Here is a 22757-nt window from a genome sequence, read left to right on the forward strand (position 1 = left end):
CCGGTGCCGGGCTAGGCGCGTCGCCGGCCGACCAGGCCGCCGACGAGCACGCCGAGCAGGGCGATTCCGGCCCCGAACAGCGCGCCCTGGACGAAGCCGCCCGCCAGCACTTCTCCGCCTGCCGGAGCCGCCTTGGCCGGAGCCGTGAACACACGGGCGCCCGTCGCACCCACGCTCACCACGTCCGCGGCCGCGGCCGCGGCCGCGGTCGCCCCGGCCACCTCGGTGGCCCCGGTGGCCCCGGTGGCCTCGCTCGGGCTCACCGCAGCCTCTGCCGGAGCGTTCAGCAGCGAGTCGACCGCCGCGAAGAACTCGCCGGCCGTCTTCTTGGCGACGCCGGACAGCACTCGCTGACCGACACCCCCCACCGCCCCGCCGACGACGGCGTCGGCCGCGTACGACAGCAGCGTCGTGCCGTCGGCCCCGCCCTCCAGCGTCACCAGCACGTCGGCCGACACCGTCCCCGGCGCCCCGGAGCCCTTCGCCCTCAGCACGAACGACGTCGGCTGCTGCTGATCGGTCAGCCGCACGTCGCCGACGTACGAGCCCTTGATCGACGCGACACCCGCCGTCACCGTCATCCGGTACGCGTCGTCCCCGACCTGCTCCAGCTGCTGACAGCCGGGAATCGTCCGCACCAGCACCGACGGATCGTTCAGCGCCGCGTACACCCGCTCCACCGGAGCGTTCAGCGTGGCCTTGCCGTTGACCTTCACTTGGTTCCCTCCAAAGCGTGCTGCTGCCGCAAAGCCCACAACTCCGACGGCGAGATCGGCATCCGGGTCACGAAGAAACCCTCCGCGTCCGAGATCGCCGACGCGAACAGCGCCGCCGACGGGATGACCCCGGCCTCGCCGGCCCCCTTCACCCCGAGCGGGTTGAGCGGGGACGGCGTCTCGAGGTGGTCGGTCTCGATCTTCGGCACCTCGGACGCGTACGGGATCAGGAAGTCCATGTACGAGGCGTTCTGCGGCTGGCCGTTCTCGTCGTAGACGATCCGCTCGTACAGCGCACCGCCGACTCCCTGCGCGACGCCGCCGTGGATCTGTCCCTCGACGATCCGCGGGTTGATCAGCACACCGCAGTCGTGCACCACGCAGTAGCGCAGTATCGTGATCTCCGCGGTCTCCGGATCGGTCTCGACGACCGCCGCGTGCATGCCGCTGGCGAACGTCGAGCGGAGCGGCGAGTAGTAGTCGGTCGCCTCCAGGCCCGGTTCGTCGTCTTCGTCGATCGGCGGCTTGTTCGGGTCGGCGGTACCGGCGAACTGCGTCGCCCGCTTGGCCTCCTCGTCGAACGCGTACCGCAGCGGGTTCGACAGCACCGCGACCGTGCGTAGCGGGATCCCGCCATCGGGAACACCTTTGATGCGCACGACGCCGTCGACGATCTCCAGGTCCTTCGGGTCGGCCTCGAGCGCGTCACCGGCGATGCGCAGCGCCTTGGCGCGCACCTTCCGGGCGGTCAGCGCGACCGCGTTGCCGCTCATCACCGCGGCCCGGGACGCGAACGTGCCGACCGCGTACTTGAACCGCCGGGTGTCGCCGGTGGTCACCGAGACGTCGTCCACCGGGACGCCCAGCTCCTCGGCCGCGATCTGCGCGAACACGGTCTCGTGCCCCTGGCCCTGGGTGGTCAGTCCGGTCGCGACGACGACCTTGCCGGTCGTCTCCACCCGCACGAACGCACCCTCGTATGGCCCCGGCCCGGTGCCCTCGACGTAACAGGCCAGCCCGATGCCGACCCGCCTGCCCTCCGCCCGGGCCTCATCGCGAATGCGCTCGAACGAATCCCACCCCACCAGCGCCTTGATCTTCTCCAGCGACGTCGGGTAGTCGCCGGAGTCGTAGATCAGCGGCCGCCCGTCCTGGAACGTCAGGTGGTGGTCGTACGGCATGTCGTCGACCTGGATGAAGTTGCGCGAACGCACCGCCGCCCGATCCAGCCCCAGGTACGAAGCGATCGCGTCCATCGTGCGTTCCATCGCGAACACGCCTTGCGGACGACCGGCCCCGCGGTACGGCGTGACCGTCACCGTGTTCGTGTACAGCGACCGGAACTCGACCCGGTACGCGCCGGGCTTGTACGGCCCGAGCAACTGCGTCGACGTGACGATCGGGACGATGATGCCGTAGGGGGTGTAGGCGCCGTTGTCGTGCCAGAACTCGACGTCGAGCCCGAGCACGTGCCCCTCGTCGTCGAACCCGACCGTGACCTTCTGCAGTTGCCCCCGCTCGTGCGTCGAGCTGATGAAGTGCTCGCGCCGGTCTTCGACCCACTTGACCTCGCGGTCGAGCTTCACCGCGGCCCACGGGATCAGCACCTCTTCCGGCCACGGGTGCACGATCTTGACGCCGAACCCGCCGCCGACGTCGGGCGCGATCACGTCGATCCGGTCGACCGGCAGGTCGAGTTTCGCGGCCAGCGCGAACCGCACCGACGTCGACGCCTGCGTCGACGTGTAGACCCGCAGCGACCGGTCGTCGGCGTCCCAGCGGGCGTAGACGCCCTTGCCCTCCATCGGCATCGAGGCCGACCGCTCGATGTCCAGGTCGAGGCTGAGCGTGTGCGGAGCGGCGGCGATCGCCGCCCGTGCGTCCCCGACCTCTTGCACCAGGTGCGCCGACACGTTGTCGAGAACACCTTCGTGGACGTGGTGCGCGGCCTCGATCGCGGCCGGGATACCGACCACGGGCGGCAACGTCTCGAACTCGACGACGATCCGCTCGGCCGCGTCTTCGGCGACGTACCGGTCGGTCGCGACGACCATCACCACCGCTTCCCCGACGTGCCGTGCCACCCCGTCCGCTAGCGGGGTGTTGACCCGGGGCGCGTGCAGCGCGGGGTGCGGTATCAACAGCGGCAGCGGCTCGGACACCCGGGGGTTCGGGTCTTCGGCCAGGTCTTCGTACGTGTAGATCGCGACCAGGCCCTCGACCTCGAGCGCCCCGGTGACGTCGACGTCGACGATGCGGGCGTGCGCGTGCGGGGAGCGGACGAACGCCACCGCGAGAGCGCCGGCTCCCAGATCGTCCAAATAACGACCGTTACCGGACACCAGACGCGGGTCTTCGCGGCGGGTCATCGGGACCCCGAACGCACGGGTCACCATTACGCGGTCTCTTTCTGCAGCTCAGCAGCCCGGAGGACGGATTTCACGATGTTCTGGTAGCCGGTGCACCGGCAGAGGTTGCCGCCGATCGCCTCGCGTGCCTCTTCCTCGGTCGGGTCGGGGTTCTCGCGGAGGTACGCGGTGATCGTCGTGACGAAGCCCGGGGTGCAGAAGCCGCACTGGAGGCCGTGACAGTCGACGAACGCCTGCTGGACCGTGCCCAAACCGCCGTCTTCGGCCCGGCAGCCCTCCACGGTCGTGACCTCGGCCCCGTCGACGCCGACCGCGAACAACAGGCAGGACCGCATCGGCGAACCGTCGACCAGGACCGTGCAGGACCCGCAGACGCCGTGCTCACAACCCAGGTGGGTGCCGGTGAGCCCGAAGTCGTGCCGGAGCGCGTCGGCGAGCAGTCGGCGGGGCTCCACGTCCGCCGTCCGGGGCACGCCGTTGACCGTGAGCGTCACCTTCACGCCGGTACCTCCGTTCGAGCCACCGCGTGCGCGGCAGCGGCCTTCAGCGCCCGCCCGGTGAGCACACCCGCCAGGTGGCGGCGGTACTCGGCGGTCGCGTGGATGTCTTCCTCCGGTTCGACGGCTTCCTGGGCGAGCCGCGCCGCGTCGTCCCAGTCGGCGGAATCGTAGGAACGGCCTACGACAGAAGCGGTGAAGTCCACGCTCACCGGCGTCGGACCCATCGAGACGTAGGTGGCTCGCGCCGAGGCGATCCGCAGGTCCTCGTCGAGCGTGACCAGCGCGCCCAGGCCGCACATCGCGTAGTCGCCGTGCCGGCGGGACACCTCGAGCCAGGCCGTCCCGGTGTGCCCGGACGGGATCGGGAACGTGACGCTCGTGGCCAGCTCACCGGCCCGGGTGGCCGACTCCAGCGGAGCCAGGAAGAAGTCGGAAGCCGACACGGTCCGGCTGCCCGACGCCGAGGCCAACTGCACCGACCCGCCGAGCAGCACGAGAACCGACGGCATCTCACCGGCCGGGTCGGCGTGGACGATGCTCCCGACCGTCGTACCCCGGTTGCGGATCGTCGGATGGGCCACGTGGGCCAGGGCCTGCCCGAGAAGCGGCAGGGCACCCGCCGCCTCCCAGTGACGCTCGACCTCGGCGTGCCGGGCGATCGCGCCGACCGTCACCGCGTCCGGCGTGACGTCGATCCGGGTCAGCTCGGCGAGCCGGTTGATGTCGACGAGATGCGCGGGCGCCGCCAGTCGCATGTTGAGCAGAGGTACCAGGCTCTGGCCCCCGGCCAGCACCTTCCCGTCGTGCCCGAGCTCGGTGAGTACATCGAGCGCCTCGGTGAGCGTTTCCGGCCGGTGGTACTCGAAGGCCGATGGTTTCATTCCGCGATAGTCCCTCAGTGCGGTTGCGGACGCCCCTTTGTGAAAGCCGCGCCTTCACAAAGGGGCTCGGCCTCTTACGGCTCCTTGTACGCGCCGGGCTCGTCCACGACCAGCACCGCGCCGCCGGCGTCCCTCCCGGCCGCGGTCTCGGTAGCACCCTCGTCGTCCTGGTCGGGCCGCGGTGAACGCTCGGCCAGCCAGAGTTCTTTGAGGTGCGGCGGGGCGATCGCCTTGGCCAGGTGGAAGCCGAGCACGGTGATGATCGTGCCGAGCGCGATACCCGACAGCGAGAAGTCGTCGGTGAAGACCAGGCTGACGCCGCCGATGCCGATGATGATGCCCGCGGCCGCCGGGACCAGGTTGATCGGGTTCGAGAAGTCGACCCGGTTCTCCCGCCAGATCTTCGCGCCGAGCAGGCCGATCATGCCGTAGAGCACGACCGTGATGCCGCCGAGCACGCCGCCCGGTGTGGCCGAGACGACCGCGCCGAACTTCGGCGAGAACCCGAACAGGATCGCGACGATCGCGGCCACGTAGTAGGCCGCGGTCGAGTAGACGCGGGTGGCCGCCATGACGCCGATGTTCTCGGCGTACGTCGTGGTCGGCGAGCCACCGACGGCGGACGCGATGACCGTGCCGACACCGTCGGCGGCGATCGCGCGGCCCATCACCGGGTCGAGGTCGTCGCCGGTCATCTCGGCGACGGCCTTCACGTGCCCGGCGTTCTCCGCGATCAGCGCGATCACCGCGGGCAGCACGAGCAGGATCGCGGCGACCGAGAACGACGGCGCGTGCCAGCCGACGACGTCACCTTCGGTGTGCGGCGGGAAGCCGAGCCAGTCGGCGGCCTTGACCCCGGCCCAGTCGACCCGGAAGTGGGTGGTCTCCTTGGCGGCGGCGGCGCTGTACGAGGTGATCTGACCGAAGATGCGGTCGAAGATCCACGACAGGACGTACCCGAACACCAGCGCGAGGAAGATCGCGATGCGGCCCAGGAACCCTCGCACCCCGACCGCCACCACGATGACGAACAGCATCGTGAGCAGCGCGATCCACTGGTCCTGCGGCCAGTACGTGCCGGCGACGACCGGGGCCAGGTTGAACCCGATCAGCATGACGACCGCACCGGTGACGACCGGCGGCAGCACCGTGTAGATCGCCCGCGAGCCGACGAAGTGGATCAGCACACCGACCAGCGCGAGCACCACGCCGGCGACCAGGATCGCCCCGGTGACCTCGGCCGAGTCGCCGCCCTGCGCCCGGATCGCGGCGACCCCGCCGACGAACGAGGCCGACGTGCCCAGGTAGCTGGGTACGCGACCGCTGACGATCAGCAGGAAGATGATCGTCGCGATACCGCTCATCATGATCGCGAGCTGCGGGTTGAGGCCCATGATCAGCGGGAAGACGAACGTCGCTCCGAACATCGCGACGACGTGCTGAGCGCCCAGGCCGATCGTCCGGGGCCACGAAAGCCGTTCGTTCGGCCGGACGACCTCACCCGGCGGTGGTGCCTTGCCTCCGTGTACGACACTCCATCCAAAGAGAGCCATCGACCGCACCCCTTCTCCACCGCCCCGCGATGAGGGCGGTCCGGTGCCACCCTCAGGATGACGACGAATATCCGGCCCGAGTGACCTGGGTCTCATGGTCAAGACAGCACCGAGTCGGCGGGGTGCCGTTGGCGATAGCTGCCGAGACCCTGGTCGATCCGTCAGTAAATGTCGCCCGCGTGATGGAACCGCAACCTGAACGACACCCGACGGACCGACGCGCCGCCGATTCCTGCCTAGTCACAGCGGTATCAGCGGAACCGCGAATACGACCTAGCGTTCTTCCCACTATGGGTATTACCGGACGCGCGCCTCTCGTCCGGCTGGCAGTGCTCGCAGCGCTGTGGGGTTCGAGTTTTCTCTGGGCCGCCATCGCACTGCGCGGCCTCCCGCCGGGCGTCCTCACCGTGGTCCGACTGGCGCTGGGGTCCGCCCTCCTGCTCGCGTTCTGCCGCCTGCGGGGGATCCGGATCCCGGCGGAACCGCGCGTCTGGGTGCACCTGGCCGTGGTCGCGGCGATCGGCAACGTCATCCCGCTGCTGCTCTTCGCGTACGCGGTCCGGTCGATCGACTCGCACGTCGGCGGCATGCTCAACGCCACCACTCCGCTGTGGACGGTGTTGATCGGCCTCTGCACGGGGGTGACCGGCCGGATCCGCGGCCGGTACGTCGCCGGGCTGCTGGCCGGCCTGGTCGGCACGCTGCTGGTCGTCGGCACCTGGCCGCCAGGGACGGGGCTACCCGCAGTGCCGACCATCCTCGGACTGTTGGCGGCCGCGAGCTACGGCGCGAGTTACGTCTACATCGATCGGTACATGTCCCGGATCGACCGGCCTCCGGTCGCGCTGGCCGCCGGCCAACTGGTGGCCGGCACCGCGCTGGCGCTGCTGGCACTGCCGGTGACCGGCCCACATTCACTGGACGGCGTCCGGCTCGGTCCCGAGGTCATCATCGCCACGATCACACTCGGGGCGTTCTGTACCGGTTTGGCCACCGTGCTGAACATCAAGCAGGTCGCGGAAGTCGGCCCGGCCGCGTCCGTCGTGCTGTACCTGTTGCCGATCGTCGCCGCGATATTGGGTTGGCTCGTGCTGGGCGAGCAGATCACGCTGGGCACGATCGTCGGCACCGCCGTCGTCCTGGTCGGGGTGGGACTGACCCGGATGAAGCGGCCGGAGACCGCCGACCGCGGCGGGTCCCCACCGACACACAACGTCATCAGAGGAGAGAGCAGCAGGTGGTAGCGCTCCACAACTTCGAACTGGCCCTGGCCTGGACCGGCAATCAGGGCACCGGCACCAGCGCCTACCGGGCGTACAGCCGGTCACACGAGGTGACCGCTCCGGGTCGGCCGCCGCTGCTCGGGTCGTCCGACCCCGCGTTCCGCGGGGAGACCGACCGGTGGAATCCCGAGCTCCTCCTGGTGGCCGCCCTGTCGGGCTGCCATCTGATGTCGTACCTGCACGTCTGCGTGGAGGCCGGTGTCACCGTCACTGCCTATGCGGACGCCCCGACCGGGGCGATGACGCAGACCCCGGGCGGCGGCGGACGCTTCACCGAGGTCGTGCTGCGGCCGCGGGTGACGCTCGCGCCCGGCAGCGACGTCGCGCTGGCCACCCATCTGCACGCGGACGCCGCCGAGCGCTGTTTCATCGCGAGCTCGGTGAACTTCCCGGTCCGGCACGAGCCGGTCGTCGACGTCGAGGGTTAGCCCGTCGGCCGTCGAAGTCAGCTCGTCGGCTGTCTAGGGTCAGCTCGTCGGCTTCGGTGCCGGGGAGAGCGGGAACGCCTGATCGCAGTACGGCCAGTCGAACCGGAAGCCGTGGTGCATCCGCCACAGTTCGCGGGCGGCCCAGATGTTCCAGTCCGGGTCGAACGCGCGGCGGGGCGTGCCGTCGAGCTCGCGCAGGCGGCGGTCGGAGATCTGGAAGATGCCCCAGTTGCGGCTGGTGTCGACGTTCGGCAGCACCCAGAACGGGTCGAGCGTCGACTGGCATTTCGCGATCGCGACCGCGCGGTCCGGCTCCTCCGGGAAGACCTCGCGGATCCGGGTCTCCACCTGGGCGGGTGACCAGCTGTGCATCGAGACGCCACCCGCGTACAGCGCGCGTTTGGTGTTGTCGTCGACGACGCCCTTGACCGGTAAACCGGCGAGAACCTGAAATGCCGTCACGCGGCGGAGCGTCTCGGGGCCGAAATCGGCGTCGACGCCGATCTTGGTGCCCGTCTTGGCGAGGAGGCGCTGTACCTCTTCGACGCAGCTGTCGTGCTGGCCCATGCTGATCGGGCCTTGGCAGGCCTCGGAGAACAACAGCCCGGTGTCCTTGGGAGCGGTCGCGCGGTCGGGTTCCGCGGCCGAACGCATCGCGAACCCGGACGCCACCAGCACCGCGACCAGCGCGACCCCCGCCGCCACCAGCCACCCCCGTCGGCGGTCGGACGATCCCATGACCTCAGCGGCCGACGCCCCCGCCGTGGCACCGCGCCCGGCCGGCGCCCCCACCTCGCCGGACGGCTGAGCCTCGCCGGACGACTGAGTCTCACCAGACGGCCGGGCGACGGCGGAGGGTTGAGCTTCACCCGATGGCCCGGGGCCGCCGGACAGCCCCGCCATGGCAGACGCCGCCGATTCGGCCGACGCCCCCGCCACGGCAGACGACCCCACCGAGCCGGAGGGCTCGGCCGCAACAGACAGCCCCGCCACGCCGGAGGGTTCGGCCGCAACAGACAGCCCCGCCACGCCGGATGGCTCGGCGGTGGCGGACAGCTCCACCGCAACAGACGGCCCGGCCGCAACGGACGGGCCGGTTGCAGCGCGCAGCCCCGCGGCGCCGGAAGGCTCGGTTACAGCGTGCAGCCCCACGGCCGCAGACGCCTCCATCGCGGCAGGCGACGCCGTCGCTACTGACGGCCCGACCGCAGCAGACGGCTCGGTCGCAGCGAACAGCCCTGCCGGCGCAGATGGCTCCGTCGCGGCAGACGGCTCCGTCACGACAGACGGCCCCACCGCGCCGGAGGGCACAGTCGCATCGGACAGCGCCGTGGCCGCAGGCGATTCCGCTCCAGCGAACGAATTCATTGCGGCCGGCGCTACCGCCTGAGCAGGCGACCCCACTCCGGCCGACGACCCCGCCGCAGCGGACGGCCCGACCGCAGCAGACGGCCCCGCCACGGCCAGCGGCTCGGCCACCGCACCCGCCCCGGTCCCCGCCACGACGGACGGCCTCGCCATGACGAACGGCCCCGCCAGGGCAGACGGCCCGACCGCAGCGCCCAACCCCCCCACGGCGGACGGCTCCGGTTCGCCAGGAGACCCAGCCCCCGCAGAGGCGCCCGCCACTACACCCGGACCCACAACCACAGACGGCCCCGCCACTACAGACGGCCCCGCCACCAAAGACGGTCCCGAACCAGCAGACGAGCCCGCCACCGCAGCCTGCCCCGCAGCAGACGGTCCCGCCACCCCAGGAAGCCCCGCCGCAGCCGGAAGCCCCGCCACCTCAGGAAGCCCCGCCCTCTCAGACAGGCCCGAACCCGCAGACGGGCCGCCCGACCCGGCCACGCCGGCCCGCTCCGCGTCGGCGCGCGTTCCGTCCGAAACAGCCAGCCCCGCCACCACTACCGGATTCCGCGGATCCGCCGACCAGAGCGCCTGCAAGGACCGAAGCTCGTCCGCGGTGGCCCCGCACGCCACGGCAAACGCCCGAACCACCCGGAAATCCAGCGGGAACTGCTCCCCGGAGCAGTACCGGTGGAGCGTGGAACTCCCGACACCGGCCCGGCGCGCCAACGCCTTGTAGCTCAGGTTCGACCGAGCCTTCAGCCGGCGAAGATACATCGCGACCTCGGCCGCTCCTGCGACTGACCCCATCTGCACTCCCCGCCTCGAAGCAAGGAGATTCTTTCCTATGTGGTCAACTCAGACCTAATTGGATATAACTACAATCCGCGGATTTCCAGCACACGCAGCGCCAGCGCCAGGTCCAGGCGCAACGCCGCGTCGTCGGTGAACGGACCGACCAGCTTCTCGAGCTTCGTGATCCGGTACCGCAACGTGTTGTAGTGGAAATGCAGCCGCCGAGCCGCCTCCGCGACCGTGCAGTTCGTCTCCAGCAGCACCGCGAGCGTCCGCCGCAGGTCCGTGTTCTCCGGGGTGTCCGCCGCGAGGTCACCCAGCACCTCCTCGACGAACCCCCGCAGCTCGGACGTGTCCGGGATCAGCGACAGCAATCGGTGGACCCCGAGCCGGTCGAAGCTCGCCCGGGCGCCGTCGCCGTGCAGCCGCCGCCCGATCCGCACCGCTTTGCGGGCCTGCTCGTACGCGCGGGGCAGCTCCTGCGGGGTCAAAGCGGGCCGGGAGATCCCGAGCGAGAACGAGCGTCGCCCTCCCCCGCCGTCGCCGACGACCTGCCGCACCAGGTCGTTCACCGACCGCTCGATCACGTCCGCCGATGCGCCCGAGGCCGGCAGCCCGAGCAGAACCACGACCTCCTGGTTGAAGTTCACCACTGGCGCCCGAGCATCGCGCCAGCGCACGACCGACTGCCAGGCGGTCGCGAACCGCTCCTGCACCGGGCGGAGCTCGGGGACGGCCGGCGCGGTCACCGGGTCCAGTTCGGCCACCACCGCGACCAGCGGACGCTCGACGTCCCAGCCCAGCGTCCGGGCGTGGGCGACCGCGGTCGGCACGTCTTCGATGCGGCCGGTGAGCAGGTCGCGAAGGAAGTCCGCCCGGTACTTGCCCTCGACGGCGTCGATCGCGAGCTGCTTGGTGACCGCCAGCGCCGCGACGGTGGCAGCCCGTTCCAGCGAATAGACGTCGGCCGCGTCCAGCGGATCAGTGGAGAACGCGACGATCCGCCCGTGGTCGATGCGCCCGGCGACGACCGGCACCGTCGTGTGGAAACCGCCCTCGTGCGGGCGGACGCCGGTCGGCTCGTCGTCCACCCGGAACCGGCCGGTCGGGTCGAAGCAGCCGTACCCCTGCAGGTCGGGCATCGCGTCCGCGCCGGCGATGACCCGGCCGTCCGGCGTCGTGACGACGACCGGCCCGTCGAGGATCCGGGTCAGCTCGGCCGCCAGGTCGTCCAGTCCGCCGCCCTCCAGGACGACGCCTACCAGCGCGCGGTGCACCTCGTCGGAGCGGGCGAGCACCGAGGCCTGGCGGTGCAGCAGCGCGCTCAGCACGTCGTTGAGGATGTCGTCGAAGCCGATGTCGGCGGTGACCTCGATGATCGGGAAGCCCCGGCGATCGGCCTCGGCCAGCATTTCCGGCGGCAGCTCGTCCAGATAGCGGTGCGGCTTCACGGCCAGCGCGGCCAGCCCGCGCTCGTCGAGCTCACGAAGCAGATCGGCCAGCGAATCCGGATAGTGCCGCAGCGGATAACCGGTGGTGAGCAGCAACTCGTGCGGCTTCACCCAGGGCAGAATGTCTGGTACCTCCATGACGTTGAGGCGTTGGACCACCCGGTCCAGACCGGCCTCGCCCGCCAGCACGCGGGAGCCGGTCAACGAGGCCGCCTCGAGCACGTCACGTACTGGCAACCCGACCGGAGATGCCGTCAAGTTAGCCGAAGCCACCCGGCCATCCTTGGCAATTCTTCCCATGCCGACCACCGTAGACGTGGACTTACGTTCTGCTCGGACGAAGGGGGTGGCCCAGACGTGCAGACGACGCTGTCCGGCGCTGCCTCCGTCTCGGTTGCCCCGATTTTGAGCGGTCCGGTCCGGGCGGTACCGGTGATCGCGTCGCTGCCGACGGCTCTGTGGGCCGGTCCGGTGTGTCTGGCGTCGGCCGGGGCGGTCCGGGTTCCCTGCGCGCTGGTCCTCGGGCCCGGCGTCGCGGTACCCGCCGCCGCGGTGGGGAGCACCGCCGAGATCGGCGCGGGCCACCTCAAGGTCGGCGACACCTCGGTCGCGGTCACCCGCTGGTGGCGGCCCTCCCGGCCCGTCCTGAACCACGACGATCTGGACGCCCGGCAGCGCGCACTCCGCTCCTCGGGAACACGGACGGCCACCGAGATCGACGTCCCGGAGCTGGACGTGAGGACGCTGCTGGGACGTGGTGAGGGGCTGACGCCGCTGGGCGACGACGTGCTCGCGGGTGCGCTGGTCACTCTGGTCGCCGCTGCCCACCCGCACGCGGCCGTACTGGGCTCGAGGGTCGCCGAGGAGCTGGCCGCCCGCCCGGGTGCCACCACCCCGATCTCCGCCGTGCTGCTCGCCCACGCGGCCCGCGGCGAGTGCATCCCCCAGCTGGCCGCGGTGCTCACCGACCCCGTCGACCGGCTCGAACCCGCGATCACCGCCCTGCTCGCGGTCGGGCATTCCTCGGGTGCGGGCCTGCTGAGTGGCGTCCGGATGGGCTTGACGGTTCTGGAAGGCGGACAGAGTGAAACACATTGAGCTGCGGCGGGGCACCTACCGCGACTCGGTCCAGTTGTTGCAGGTCAGCCAGGCCGTCGGCGGCCTGGCCGGGGTGACCGGCGCGATGGTCGCGATGGGGACCGAGCTGAACCTCGAGCTGATCGCGGGCATGGGCTTCGACCTGCCGGTCGACGCGACCGCCGGAGACATGGTCGTCGCGATCGCCACCGACGACGAGCCGACCCGGGACGCGGCGATCGCCGCCGTCGACTCGGCCCTGGCCGCGAAGGCGCCGCGCACCACCGGCGACAGCACCCTGCCATCGCCGCGCACCCTCGGCGCGGCCGTGGACACCGCGGGGGCGACGCTGGCACTCGTCTCGACGCCCGGCCGGTTCGCGTTCGCGGACGCGATGGACGCACTCGACGCCGGTGCGTCCGTGCTCGTGTTCAGCGACAACGTGCCGGTCGAGCAGGAGATCGCGCTCAAGGACCGGGCCGCCGAGCGCGGCCTGCTGGTGATGGGCCCGGACTGCGGAACGGCCGTCGTCGGCGGTCTCGGCCTCGGCTTCGCGAACGTCGTGCGCCCGGGCCCGGTCGGGCTGGTCGCCGCGTCCGGCACCGGGGCCCAGCAGGTGATGACGCTGCTCGACGCCGCCGGCGTCGGCCTCTCGCACTGCCTGGGCGTCGGCGGGCGCGATCTGTCCGCGGCCGTGGCCGGCCGGTCGACGCTGGCCGCGCTCGACGCGCTGGACGCGGATCCGGCGACCGAGGTGATCCTGGTGGTCTCCAAGCCGCCCGCTCCCGAGGTCGCCGAACGGGTCAGGGAGCACGCGGCGAAGCTCTCCACGCCGGTCGTGTTCGGGCTGCTCGGCGGCGGGCGCCCGGACCTGACCGCGGTCGTCACGCAGGTGCTGGGGACGCTGGGCCGGCCGGTGCCCCGCTGGCCTCGCTGGCTGCCCTCGGACGAGAGCCCCGACCTGGTCGCTCCGTTCGGATTCGGCACCGGCAACCTGCGCGGCCTCTACAGCGGCGGAACGCTCTGCGACGAGGCGATGGTGATCGCGTCGGCGGCGCTCGGGCCGATCGCGTCGAACATCCCGCTCGATCCGTCCTGGACGATCGGCGCGGATCTGAAGGCCGACGGGCACGCGATGCTCGACTTCGGCGACGACGCGCTGACCGCCGGGCGTCCGCACCCGATGATCGACGGGACGCTGCGCCTGGCCCGGCTGGCCGAGGAGGCCGCCGATCCGGACTGCCGGGTGGTGCTGATGGACGTCGTCCTCGGCCACGGTGCCCACCCCGACCCGGCCGCCGAACTGGCCCCCGCCATCGCGTCCGCGCTGGTGGCGGCGGATCGCCCGTTCGACGTCGTGATCGCGCTGATCGGCAGCGACGGCGACCCGCAGGGGGTGCGCGGGCAGGCCGCCGAACTGCAGGGCGTCGGCGCGCGTGTGTACTCGTCCAACGCCGAGGCCGCCCGCGAGGCCGTGGCCATCCTGAACCCCGCCGAGGTGACCGAATGAGCACGTTGAACGGCCTTCTCGACGGCGAGCCGTCGGTCGCCACGGCCGGAGCCGAACTGTTCGCCGACGCGCTGACCGCGCAGGCCGCCGCAGTGACGCCGGTCGACTGGCAGCCGCCGGTGGGCTCGGCCGACGCGCTGGTCCGGGTGATGGCCGATCCACGCCGGGTCAGCGCGAACGCCACCGCACTGCAACGGATGCTCGCCGCAGGCGCCACGCTGGTCGACGTCCGCCGAGCCTCGGACGTGGTGGGGCTGCAGGCGGGTCAGTTCCGGCACGCGGGCCCGCCGATCACCTGGGAGCGGGCCTCCGGGCCGATGCGCGGAGCGCTGATCGGCGCGGCCCTGTACGAAGGCCTGGCCGCGGACGCGGAGGCGGCGGAGGCCCTACTGGCCGGCGGAGGCGCCGAGTGGGCGCCGTGCCACGCCGGGGGCGGGGTCGGGCCGATGGCCGGGGTCGTGTCGCCCTCGATGTGGGTGTTCGTCCTGCGCGACGAGGCGCACGACCGCACGTCGTGGTGCTCGCTCAACGAGGGCCTGGGCAAGGTGCTGCGCTACGGCGCGTACGGGCCCGAGGTGATCGAGCGGCTGCGCTGGATGTCGGCCGTGCTCGGCCCGTCGCTCCAGGCCGCGGTGCGGGAACACGGTCCGGTGGACATCAAGGGCATCATCGCCCAGATGGTCCAGATGGGCGACGAGGGCCACAACCGGAACCGGGCCGGGACGCTCATGCTGCTCCGGGACCTGCTCCCGGCGATGATCGACGCCGGGGTGGCCTCGCACGAGGTGGCGTCGGTGGCGCGATTCATCGGAGGAAACGACCACTTCTTCCTGAACCTGGTCATGCCCGCCTGCAAGCTCCAGACCGCGGCGGCCTCCGGGATCGACGGTTCGACGGTCGTGACGACGATGGCGCGGAACGGGACCGACTTCGGAATCCAGGTGTCGGGCACCGGCGACCAGTGGTTCACCGGGCCGGCGAACACCCCGCGAGGTCTGTTCCTGGGCTCGTACGGGCCGGAGGACGCGAACCCCGACATCGGCGACTCGGCGATCACCGAGACCGCGGGCATCGGCGGGTTCGCGATGGCGAGCGCTCCGGCGATCGTCCGGTTCGTCGGCGGGACCGTGTCCGACGCGCTGCGGACCAGCCGGGAGATGTACGGGATCACGACCGGCGAGAACCCGTCCTACGCGCTGCCGATCCTCGACTTCCGCGGCGCGGCGACCGGTATCGACGTCACGAAGGTCGTGCGTACCGGGGTTTTGCCGCAGATCAACACCGGTATGGCGGGACGCGTGGCCGGGGTCGGCCAGGTCGGCGCCGGGCTCGTGACGCCACCGATGGAATGCTTCGTCGGCGCTCTCGACGCGCTCGGCGCAGCCGCGCCGGGGCTGGGCGGGTAGCGGCCTGGTTGCAGGTCGGTGGCGTGCCCGAAAAGCACTGCGGGCCGCCGGTGCGGGGTCGATATCTCGGTTGCGAGGGTCGCCCCCCGCACCTGCGGGCCCCCCGCACTGCAGGTGAACGGACCCCCATGGGCGGCCCTCGCATCGAACTCCGGCTCGGACGACGCCCCCGCGTGCCCTGGCCGGCCCCTGGTTCGGCGCGGCTCGACCCCCGCAGCCACCCGAGCCGTGACGCCGCCGTTCCGTGTGCCGACGACCCCCGCAGGCACGCGGAGCGGCGGCTCTGCGTTGTCCCCTGTGTAGTGGGCCCTGTGTGGTGGGCTCCTCCGTACGGCAGTACGGCAGGATGGACGCTGGACAGGACAACAGTGGAGTAGGTGTGAGGTGATCCGGTGACCCCGATCCCCGGTTGGTATCCCGACCCGGCGGATCCGGAGACGCAGCGCTACTGGGACGGCGAGCAGTGGCTCGGTACCCCGCTGCCGGTCGGTGCCGTGCCCCCTGTCGGCCCGCCACCCACCGAGCCCGTCGCGGCGACCGCGCCCGGCGCCGTCAACGCACCGGCCGGATCGGCCGACCCGACTGCGCCGTCAGCGCCCGGGAGCCGCCAGGCCGGTTGGACGCCGTCCTGGCCGTCGCCGCCTACCGGCGCACCACCCAAGACGGACGCCCCGCCGCAGGGCGACGCCAAGCCTTCGCGCTGGGGTCAGCCCGGCAAGCCTCCGCCGACGCTGCCTCCGGTACCTCCCGGCCACATCCGGGTCCCGGGCTCGACCGCCACGATGCCGCTCGACGTCACGAAGCTGGCCCCGCTCAGCCTGCGCGTCCTGGCCCGGGTCATCGACATCGTCGCGGTGTTCCTGCTGTGCCTGGTCGTGAACGGCTACTTCTTCTACCAGTTCGCGGAGGCGATCGGGCCGAACGTCAACGACGTGCTGCTCGGCCGGGAGGCGGTCTCCTCCGAGGCCAGCCGGCTGAACTGGATCATCATCATCCTGACGATCGGCCTCTGGTTCGCCTACGAGGTCCCGGCCACCGCCAACAGCGGCCAGACGCTCGGCAAGCGTCTGGTCGGCATCCGGGTGGTCAAGGTGGTCGACGACAGCTCGCTGACGTTCGGCCAGTCGATCCGGCGCTGGCTGATCCTGATGCTGCCGAGCCCCGCGGGCAGCTTCCTGTGCGGGTTCCCCCTGCAGCTCGCCGACTTGCTGTGGTGCATCTGGGACCGACCGGCCCGCCAGTGCCTGCACGACAAGGCGGTGACGTCGATCGTCGTCCGGTCGAGCATGGTGCCGGTCCCGGTCAAGGTCGCCAAGAAATCCGATTCGGAGTAGGAGCACCACCGATGCCGCTGACCCGTCCCGACCTGGAGACGATCCCCCGCTACGTGGCCGGGAAGAACCCCAGCGACGTGGCGCGCGAATCCGGGATCCCGGAAGCGGTGAAGCTCGCCAGCAACGAGGTGCCGTACGGGCCGCTGCCCGGCGTCGTCGAGGCGGTCACGAGCGCGGTCGCGAACACCCACCGTTACCCCGACCCGGGGGTCGTCGCGCTCCGGAAGCGCCTCGGCGAGCGGTACGACGTCGACCCCGGCCGGATCGTGGCCGGCTGCGGATCGGTCGCACTGGCCGAGCACATCGTCCGGGCGGCGGTGCTGCCGGGCGACGAGGTCGTCTACTCCTGGCGCTCGTTCGAGGCCTACCCGATCGTCACGACGTCCTGCGGCGCGACGAGCGTCCAGGTGCCGAACACCGACACCCACGCGCACGACCTGGACGCGATGGCCGCGGCGGTGACCGAGCGGACGAAGGTGGTGTTCGTCTGCACGCCGAACAACCCGACCGGGACGGCCGTTCACGCCGGCGAACTCGACCGGTTCCTCGACCGGGTCGGCCCGGACGTGCTGGTCGTGATCGACGAGGCGTACCGGGAGTTCGTCCGTGACCCGGCAGTGCCGGACGGGCTGGTCGCGGCGAAGGACCGGCCCAACGTCGTCGTGCTGCGGACGCTGTCCAAGGCATGGGGCCTGGCCGGTATCCGGGTCGGCTGGCTGGCCGCCGATCCGTCCGTGGCCGACGCGATCCGCAAGGTCGTGACGCCGTTCTCGGTGAACCACGTGGCCCAGGCCGCCGCCCTGGCCGCGCTCGACGCCGAGGACGAGATGAACCGCCGGGTCGATCTGGTGGTCGCCGAGCGCACCCGGGTGCTCGACACGATCACGTCGCTGCGCGCCGACGTGCCGGACACGCAGGCGAACTTCCTCTGGCTCCCGCTCGGCGACGACGCCACCGAGTTCGCGGCCTCGTGCGAGAAGCGCGGTGTGATCGTGCGGCCGTTCGCCGGGGACGGCGTCCGGGTGACGATCGGGACGCCGTCCGAGAACGACCTGTTCCTCGAAGCCGCAGCCGAGCTCCTCGCCTAGCGGAGCGCGACCTTGTCGAGATAGTCGCGCAGGACCGGGACGAGGAGTTCGAGGGACGCGAGGTCCACCCACTCCTCGTCGCCGTGGTGGCCGCCGCCCCGCGGGCGGGTCACCGCGCACGGCACCCCGACGGCCGCGTACTGGGCGGCGTCGCTGGAGCCGAACGAGAGGCACCCACCGCAGGGAGTGCCGACGACCTTCTCGACGCTGCGCGCGAACTCGGCCAGCAGCGGGTCGGTCAGGTCGTGCCGGACCGGCGGGAACAGCACGAGCAGCTCGAGGTCGGCACCGTGCCGGCGGCAGATCTCGGCTACGTCCCGCTCGGCCGCCGCCAGTTCGTCCGGGCCCATCACCCGGATGTCGAGCACGGCTTCGGCCTGGTCGGGCAGCTGGTTCGGCGCGGTGCCGGCCCGCAGGAAGCTGACGTTGAGCGTGTCGACGTGCGGCTCCTCGACCGGGAACCGCTGCCGGATGTCGGTCAGCAGGTCGAGCAGCTTGAGCGAGGCGCTCTGCCCGCTCCACGGCCGGGAGCCGTGCACCGCGACGCCGTAGGTGCTCACCCGCACCCGCCAGGCGCCCTTCGCGACCTCTTCGAGCTGCCAGTCGTCACCGCCGTCGGGCAGCACCGCGACCCGCGGCCGGTACCCCTCGCCCTCGAGCAGCATCTTGACGCCGAGGTCGCGGGTCTCCTCGTCGGTCGTGATCATCACGCCGAGGTCGTAGCGGTGCAGCTCGGGCCCGAGCTCGTCGATCAGCACCAGGTAGGCCGCGATCGCTCCCTTCATGTCGAACACGCCCCGGCCGAGGACCCGGTCACCGTCGCGCTTCAGCGTGAACAGGTGCTCGGGGCCCGGGACGACGTCGAGATGGGCGGTGAGCATGACCGCCGGGGAGAGCGTCGGGCGCACGGTCGCGACCAGCGCACCGAACCCGTCCTGGTCGAACCGCCGGACGATCAGTCCACGCGCGGCCAGGAAGTCGCCGATGAGGTCGAGTCCTTCCTCCGACGCGGCGCGGTTGCCGGACACGGTCGGAAGCGCCACCAGGCACTCCAACATCGACGCCAACAGTTTCGCGCCGGTCACTCCGGTCTCAGAAAACACGAAGCCCCTGTTCGTCGCATGGCCGTCGGCTGAGCCCCGATCGTCGCATGGCCGTCGGCTGAGCCCCGATCGTCGCATCCCCCTCCTGCCCGGCTTCAACCCACCGGGTCGACCTCGCCGCGTTCGAACAACTCGGCCTCGAGGGCGGCGGCGCCGTCTTGCGCCCACAGGCGTGCGTACACCCCGTCGGAGGCGATCAGTTCGGCGTGCCTGCCCTGCTCGGCGATCTCGCCGTTGTCCATCACGATGATGCGATCGGCCCGGGCGGCGGTGGCCAGGCGGTGCGCGATCACGACCGTCGTCCGGCGACGGGACAGCGCGTCACCGGCGGCGAGCACCACGGCCTCGCTCGCCGGGTCGAGCGCCGCGGTGGCCTCGTCGAGCAGCAACAGATCGGGGTCGACGAGCTCGGCCCTGGCCAGCGACACCAGCTGACGCTGCCCGGCGGACAGGCCGCCGCCGCGCTCGGACACCGGGTGCCGGAACCCACCCTGGATCGACCCGACCATCCCGACCGCGCCGACCGCCCTGGCCGCACCCTCCACGACCGCGGGAGGCGAGGCCGGCCGGCCGTAGCTGATGTTCGAGGCGACGTCGCCGGTGAACAGATGCGGCTCCTGCGGCACGACGCCGAGCCGGGCCCGGTAGTCGGCCAGCCGGTACTGCCGAACGTCGACGCCGTCGATCAGCACTGCCCCGCCGGTCACGTCGTAGAAGCGGGCGAGCAGTTTCAGCACCGTCGACTTGCCCGCGCCGGTCTCGCCGACCAGCGCCACGGTTTCGCCCGGTTCGATCACCAGCGAGACACCGCGCAGCGCCTCGGTGTCGGCACCCGCGTACCGGAACCGAGCGTTACGCAGTTCGACCCGGCCGTTCAGCCGGTCGGGGATCGCGGCCGGAGTCTCGGCGTCGACGACCGACGTCGGCGTCCGCAGCAGATCGCCGATCCGGCTCAGACCGATGCGGGCTTGCTGATAGCCGTCGAACACCTGGGAGAGCTGCTGGATCGGCTGGAAGAACAGGGCGAGGTAGAGCAGGAACGCGGTCAGGATGCCGGGCGTGACCCCGCCCGACGCGATCCGGTGGGCACCGACCGCGAGCACCGCGGCCTGGCCGAGGTCGGACAGCAGCCCGACGAACGGGAAGAACGTGGCGATGTAGGTCTGCGCCCGCATGCGCGACCTGCGGTACGCGTCGCTGCGCCCGGCGAAGTCGGCCGCGGACCGCGCCTCCCGGACGTAGGCCTGCGCGACCCGCATGCCGGAGACGTTCTCCTGGAAGTCGGCGTTGACGACGCTGACCCGCTCGCGGGCCTCTTCGTACGCGAGCGCCGACAGCCGGCGGAAGATCAGCGTCGCGACGATCACGACCGGCAGTACCGCCAGCGCGATCAGCGCGAGCCCGGCGTCGGTCAGCAGCAGCGCGGCCGTGACCCCGAGGATCGTCAGGACGCTGACCACCGCGGTGGCCAGGCCGGTCTGCAGGAACGTCGAGAGCGCGTCGACGTCGGTGGTCATCCGGGTCATGATGCGGCCGGCCAGCTCGCGCTCGTAGTAGTCGAGCCCGAGCCGCTGCAGGTGCGAGAAGCTGCGGATCCGCAGCAGGTAGAGGACCTTCTCGCCGGCCTGCGACGCGGTCACGGTCTGGGTGCGCACGGCCAGCCAGTCGACCAGCACCACGAGGACGCCGATCACGGCGGTGACGAGGAGCGCGCGCTCCGAGCCGCCGACCACACCGGCGTCGATCGCGTGCTGGGCCAGCAGCGGGAACGCGACCGTGGCGGCCGCGTCGAGCGCGATCAGACCGATCGTCGCCCACAGCAGCCAGCGCACCGGGCGCAGCAGACGTCCGAGGCGGAACTGCGGGTCGGGCGCGCGCGGATCGATGTCGATCAGCGTGGGTTCCTCGGTCGCCGGCGGCAGCGCCCGGACCGCGGCCAGCAGCTCCGGCGTCGCCGGCGTACCGCCCTGGTCGAAGTGGCCACCGGCCGGTGCGCTGCGCTGGGCCCGGGACGAGACCAGCGGGTCTTCGTCCGCCTCGACCGCGGGCCACAGCGCCGGCGTCACGACCTCCGCGCCGGCGACGGGCGGTGTGCCCTGCGATCCGGCCGGAGTCCGGAGGGAATCCGCCTCGTCGGCGGCCTCGTCCGGCCCGGCCAGCAGCGACCGGAACAGCGGGGAACGCTCGGCGAGTTCGGCCTGGGTGCCGACGTCGACGACGCGGCCGCCGTCGAGCACCGCCACCCGGTCGGCCAGCGCCAGCGTCGAGCGCCGGTGCGCGATCAGGATCGTCGTCCGGTCGGCGGTGACCTGGCGCAGCGTTGCGTGGATCGCGGCCTCGGTGACGTTGTCGACCGCCGACGTCGCGTCGTCCAGCAGCAGCACGCGCGGGTCGGTGAGCAGTGCCCGGGCCAGCGCGATGCGCTGCCGCTGACCGCCGGAGAGCGTCAGCCCGCGCTCGCCGACCAGCGTGTCGTACCCCTCCGGCAGCGCGCGGATGAAGCCGTCGGCCTCGACCGCGCGGGCGACCGCCTCCACCTCGGCGTCGGTGGCGTCCGGACGCCCGTAGGCGATGTTCGCCCGGACCGACGCGGAGAACAGGAACGCTTCCTCGAAGACGACGCCGATCGCGCCGCGCAGCTCGGCCAGGCGCAGTTGCCGCACGTCGACGCCGCCCAGCGCCACCGACCCGCCGCGGACGTCGTAGAACCGCGTGAGCAGCAGCGCGAGCGTCGACTTCCCCGACCCCGGCGGGCCGACCAGCGCCAGCGTCTCGCCGGGCGTGACCTCGAGTGAGAGCCCGTCGAGCACGGTGTCGTCGGACGCGTACCCGAACCGCACGTCGCGGTAGCGGATGCCGAGCGGGCCTTCCGGCAGCGTCCGCGGCTCGGCCGGGTCGGTGACCGAGGGCTCGCTCTCGATGACGTCGTAGACGCGCTCGACACCGGCCCGGGCGAGCTGCCCCATCGTCAGCAGGCCGGACACCACCCTGGTCGCGCCCGCGAGCGTGGCCAGGTAGGCCGCGAACGCGACGAACGTGCCGATCGTGATGCGGTCGGTGAGGGCCAGCCAGCCACCGAGCGCGAGCACCGCGACCTGGCCCAGCTGCGGGAGCGCGGCGAGCGTCGGCGTCAGCAGCGCGTTGATGCGGGCCGCGCGCATCCGGTCGGCGAACAGCCGCCGGGCCGTGGTTTCGAGCGTGACGATCTCGCGGGTCTCCTGGGCGAAGCCCTTCACGACCCGGACGCCGGTGACCGCCTCCTCGACCCGCTCGGCCACCTCGCCGGCGCGCTGCTGGGCCGACCAGGTCGCCGGGAACAGCCGCTTGCGGCTGCGGACGGCGGCCCAGGCGACCGCGGGCGCTACCGCGAGTGAGACCAGCGTCAGCGGCACCGACAGCGAGAACATCGCGACGACGGCGATGACGAACAGCACCACCATGCCGAGCGAGAACGGGATGAACGCGAGGATGCCCTGCACCAGTTGCAGGTCGGAGATCGCCCGGGAGACGACCTGGCCGGTGCGCAGCGCGTCTTGCCTGCGGCCGTCGAACCGCTGGAGCGTCGTGAAGACCCGGTTGCGCAGATCGTGCTGGACGTCGAGCGACAGCCGCCCGGCAGTGTAGCGACGCAGGAACGTGGCGCCGAACCGCAGGACGCCCAGCCCGGCGAGGATGCTGACGATCAGCGTGACCCGATCGACCCGGCCGCCGACGGCGTCGTCGATCGCGGTGCGGGTGAGCAGCGGGGCCACACCTTCGAGCAGCGTCGCACCGAACGAAGCCACGAGTACGCCGACGACCAGCTTCGGGTGGGTCCAGCAAGCAGAGAATAGGAGGCGGATCCATCCGCGAGACTTCGACTTCGGCACATTCGGAGGTTACTTCGGGGCGCCGACAATCTGCCGGACCACAG

Annotated in this window: 16 protein-coding genes and 1 pseudogene; 7 read left to right on the top strand and 10 right to left on the bottom strand. The window is 71.8% G+C overall.

Features of this window, described 5'->3' with window-relative positions:
- Positions 1–11: 11 nt before the first annotated feature.
- From ACIBZJ_RS16885 to ACIBZJ_RS16905, 5 genes are all read right to left on the bottom strand, one after another.
- Complete coding sequence (locus ACIBZJ_RS16885) at positions 12–716, bottom strand: carbon monoxide dehydrogenase subunit G (protein WP_395930378.1); 705 nt, start codon at positions 714–716, stop codon at positions 12–14.
- Positions 713–3112, bottom strand: coding sequence for an aerobic carbon-monoxide dehydrogenase large subunit (gene cutA / locus ACIBZJ_RS16890; protein ID WP_395930380.1), 2400 nt, complete (start codon positions 3110–3112; stop codon positions 713–715). The genes ACIBZJ_RS16885 and cutA overlap by 4 nt, the downstream gene beginning before the upstream one ends.
- Positions 3112–3585 carry a (2Fe-2S)-binding protein gene (locus tag ACIBZJ_RS16895; RefSeq protein WP_395930382.1) on the bottom strand — a complete coding sequence of 158 codons (474 nt, stop codon included), beginning with the start codon at positions 3583–3585 and terminating at the stop codon, positions 3112–3114. The genes cutA and ACIBZJ_RS16895 overlap by 1 nt, the downstream gene beginning before the upstream one ends.
- The gene (locus ACIBZJ_RS16900) at positions 3582–4466 is read right to left on the bottom strand and encodes an FAD binding domain-containing protein (protein WP_395930384.1); all 885 of its coding nucleotides are present in this window, start codon (positions 4464–4466) and stop codon (positions 3582–3584) included. The genes ACIBZJ_RS16895 and ACIBZJ_RS16900 overlap by 4 nt, the downstream gene beginning before the upstream one ends.
- A 74-nt stretch (positions 4467–4540) precedes the next feature.
- Positions 4541–6019 carry a uracil-xanthine permease family protein gene (locus tag ACIBZJ_RS16905; RefSeq protein WP_395930386.1) on the bottom strand — a complete coding sequence of 493 codons (1479 nt, stop codon included), beginning with the start codon at positions 6017–6019 and terminating at the stop codon, positions 4541–4543.
- Between the two features lie 329 nt (positions 6020–6348).
- On the opposite strand from ACIBZJ_RS16905, the gene ACIBZJ_RS16910 reads away from it, so the two are divergent.
- Positions 6349–7263: a DMT family transporter gene (locus ACIBZJ_RS16910; protein ID WP_395930388.1), complete on the top strand. Its 915-nt coding sequence runs from the start codon at positions 6349–6351 to the stop codon at positions 7261–7263.
- On the top strand, positions 7257–7730 hold the full coding sequence (locus ACIBZJ_RS16915) for an OsmC family protein (protein ID WP_395930390.1): 474 nt from the start codon (positions 7257–7259) through the stop codon (positions 7728–7730). The genes ACIBZJ_RS16910 and ACIBZJ_RS16915 overlap by 7 nt, the downstream gene beginning before the upstream one ends.
- Positions 7731–7769: 39 nt before the next feature.
- Here the strand turns inward: ACIBZJ_RS16915 and ACIBZJ_RS16920 are convergent, their stop codons facing one another.
- The 3 genes and pseudogenes from ACIBZJ_RS16920 to ACIBZJ_RS16930 all read right to left on the bottom strand — a co-directional run bounded on the left by ACIBZJ_RS16920 (position 7770) and on the right by ACIBZJ_RS16930 (position 11599).
- Positions 7770–8468 carry a peptidoglycan-binding protein gene (locus tag ACIBZJ_RS16920; RefSeq protein WP_395931228.1) on the bottom strand — a complete coding sequence of 233 codons (699 nt, stop codon included), beginning with the start codon at positions 8466–8468 and terminating at the stop codon, positions 7770–7772.
- 1218 nt (positions 8469–9686) lie between these two features.
- Positions 9687–9890, bottom strand: a pseudogene (locus ACIBZJ_RS16925) (helix-turn-helix domain-containing protein); the annotation flags it as partial.
- Between the two features lie 68 nt (positions 9891–9958).
- Positions 9959–11599: a PucR family transcriptional regulator gene (locus ACIBZJ_RS16930; RefSeq protein WP_395930392.1), complete on the bottom strand. Its 1641-nt coding sequence runs from the start codon at positions 11597–11599 to the stop codon at positions 9959–9961.
- 84 nt (positions 11600–11683) lie between these two features.
- Between ACIBZJ_RS16930 and ACIBZJ_RS16935 the strand changes: the two genes are divergently transcribed.
- The 5 genes from ACIBZJ_RS16935 (at position 11684) to hisC (ending at position 17741) form a co-directional block, all read left to right on the top strand.
- Positions 11684–12424 carry a DUF2877 domain-containing protein gene (locus tag ACIBZJ_RS16935; RefSeq protein WP_395930394.1) on the top strand — a complete coding sequence of 247 codons (741 nt, stop codon included), beginning with the start codon at positions 11684–11686 and terminating at the stop codon, positions 12422–12424.
- Complete coding sequence (locus ACIBZJ_RS16940) at positions 12411–13913, top strand: FdrA family protein (protein ID WP_395930396.1); 1503 nt, start codon at positions 12411–12413, stop codon at positions 13911–13913. Before ACIBZJ_RS16935 ends, ACIBZJ_RS16940 begins: the two co-directional genes overlap by 14 nt.
- A complete protein-coding gene (locus ACIBZJ_RS16945) occupies positions 13910–15319 on the top strand; it encodes a DUF1116 domain-containing protein (RefSeq protein WP_395930398.1) in 1410 nt (469 codons plus the stop codon). Before ACIBZJ_RS16940 ends, ACIBZJ_RS16945 begins: the two co-directional genes overlap by 4 nt.
- A gap of 392 nt (positions 15320–15711) precedes the next feature.
- The gene (locus ACIBZJ_RS16950) at positions 15712–16653 is read left to right on the top strand and encodes an RDD family protein (RefSeq protein ID WP_395930400.1); all 942 of its coding nucleotides are present in this window, start codon (positions 15712–15714) and stop codon (positions 16651–16653) included.
- Between the two features lie 11 nt (positions 16654–16664).
- A complete protein-coding gene (gene hisC / locus ACIBZJ_RS16955) occupies positions 16665–17741 on the top strand; it encodes a histidinol-phosphate transaminase (protein WP_395930402.1) in 1077 nt (358 codons plus the stop codon).
- Here hisC and ACIBZJ_RS16960 read toward each other — a convergent pair.
- On the bottom strand, positions 17738–18784 hold the full coding sequence (locus ACIBZJ_RS16960) for a M20 family metallopeptidase (protein ID WP_395930404.1): 1047 nt from the start codon (positions 18782–18784) through the stop codon (positions 17738–17740). The genes hisC and ACIBZJ_RS16960 overlap by 4 nt on opposite strands.
- A 155-nt stretch (positions 18785–18939) precedes the next feature.
- Complete coding sequence (locus ACIBZJ_RS16965; protein ID WP_395930406.1) at positions 18940–22713, bottom strand: ABC transporter ATP-binding protein; 3774 nt, start codon at positions 22711–22713, stop codon at positions 18940–18942.
- Positions 22714–22757 lie beyond the last annotated feature (44 nt).

This window comes from Cryptosporangium sp. NPDC051539 (assembly GCF_044454545.1).
GTDB lineage: Bacteria > Actinomycetota > Actinomycetes > Mycobacteriales > Cryptosporangiaceae > Cryptosporangium.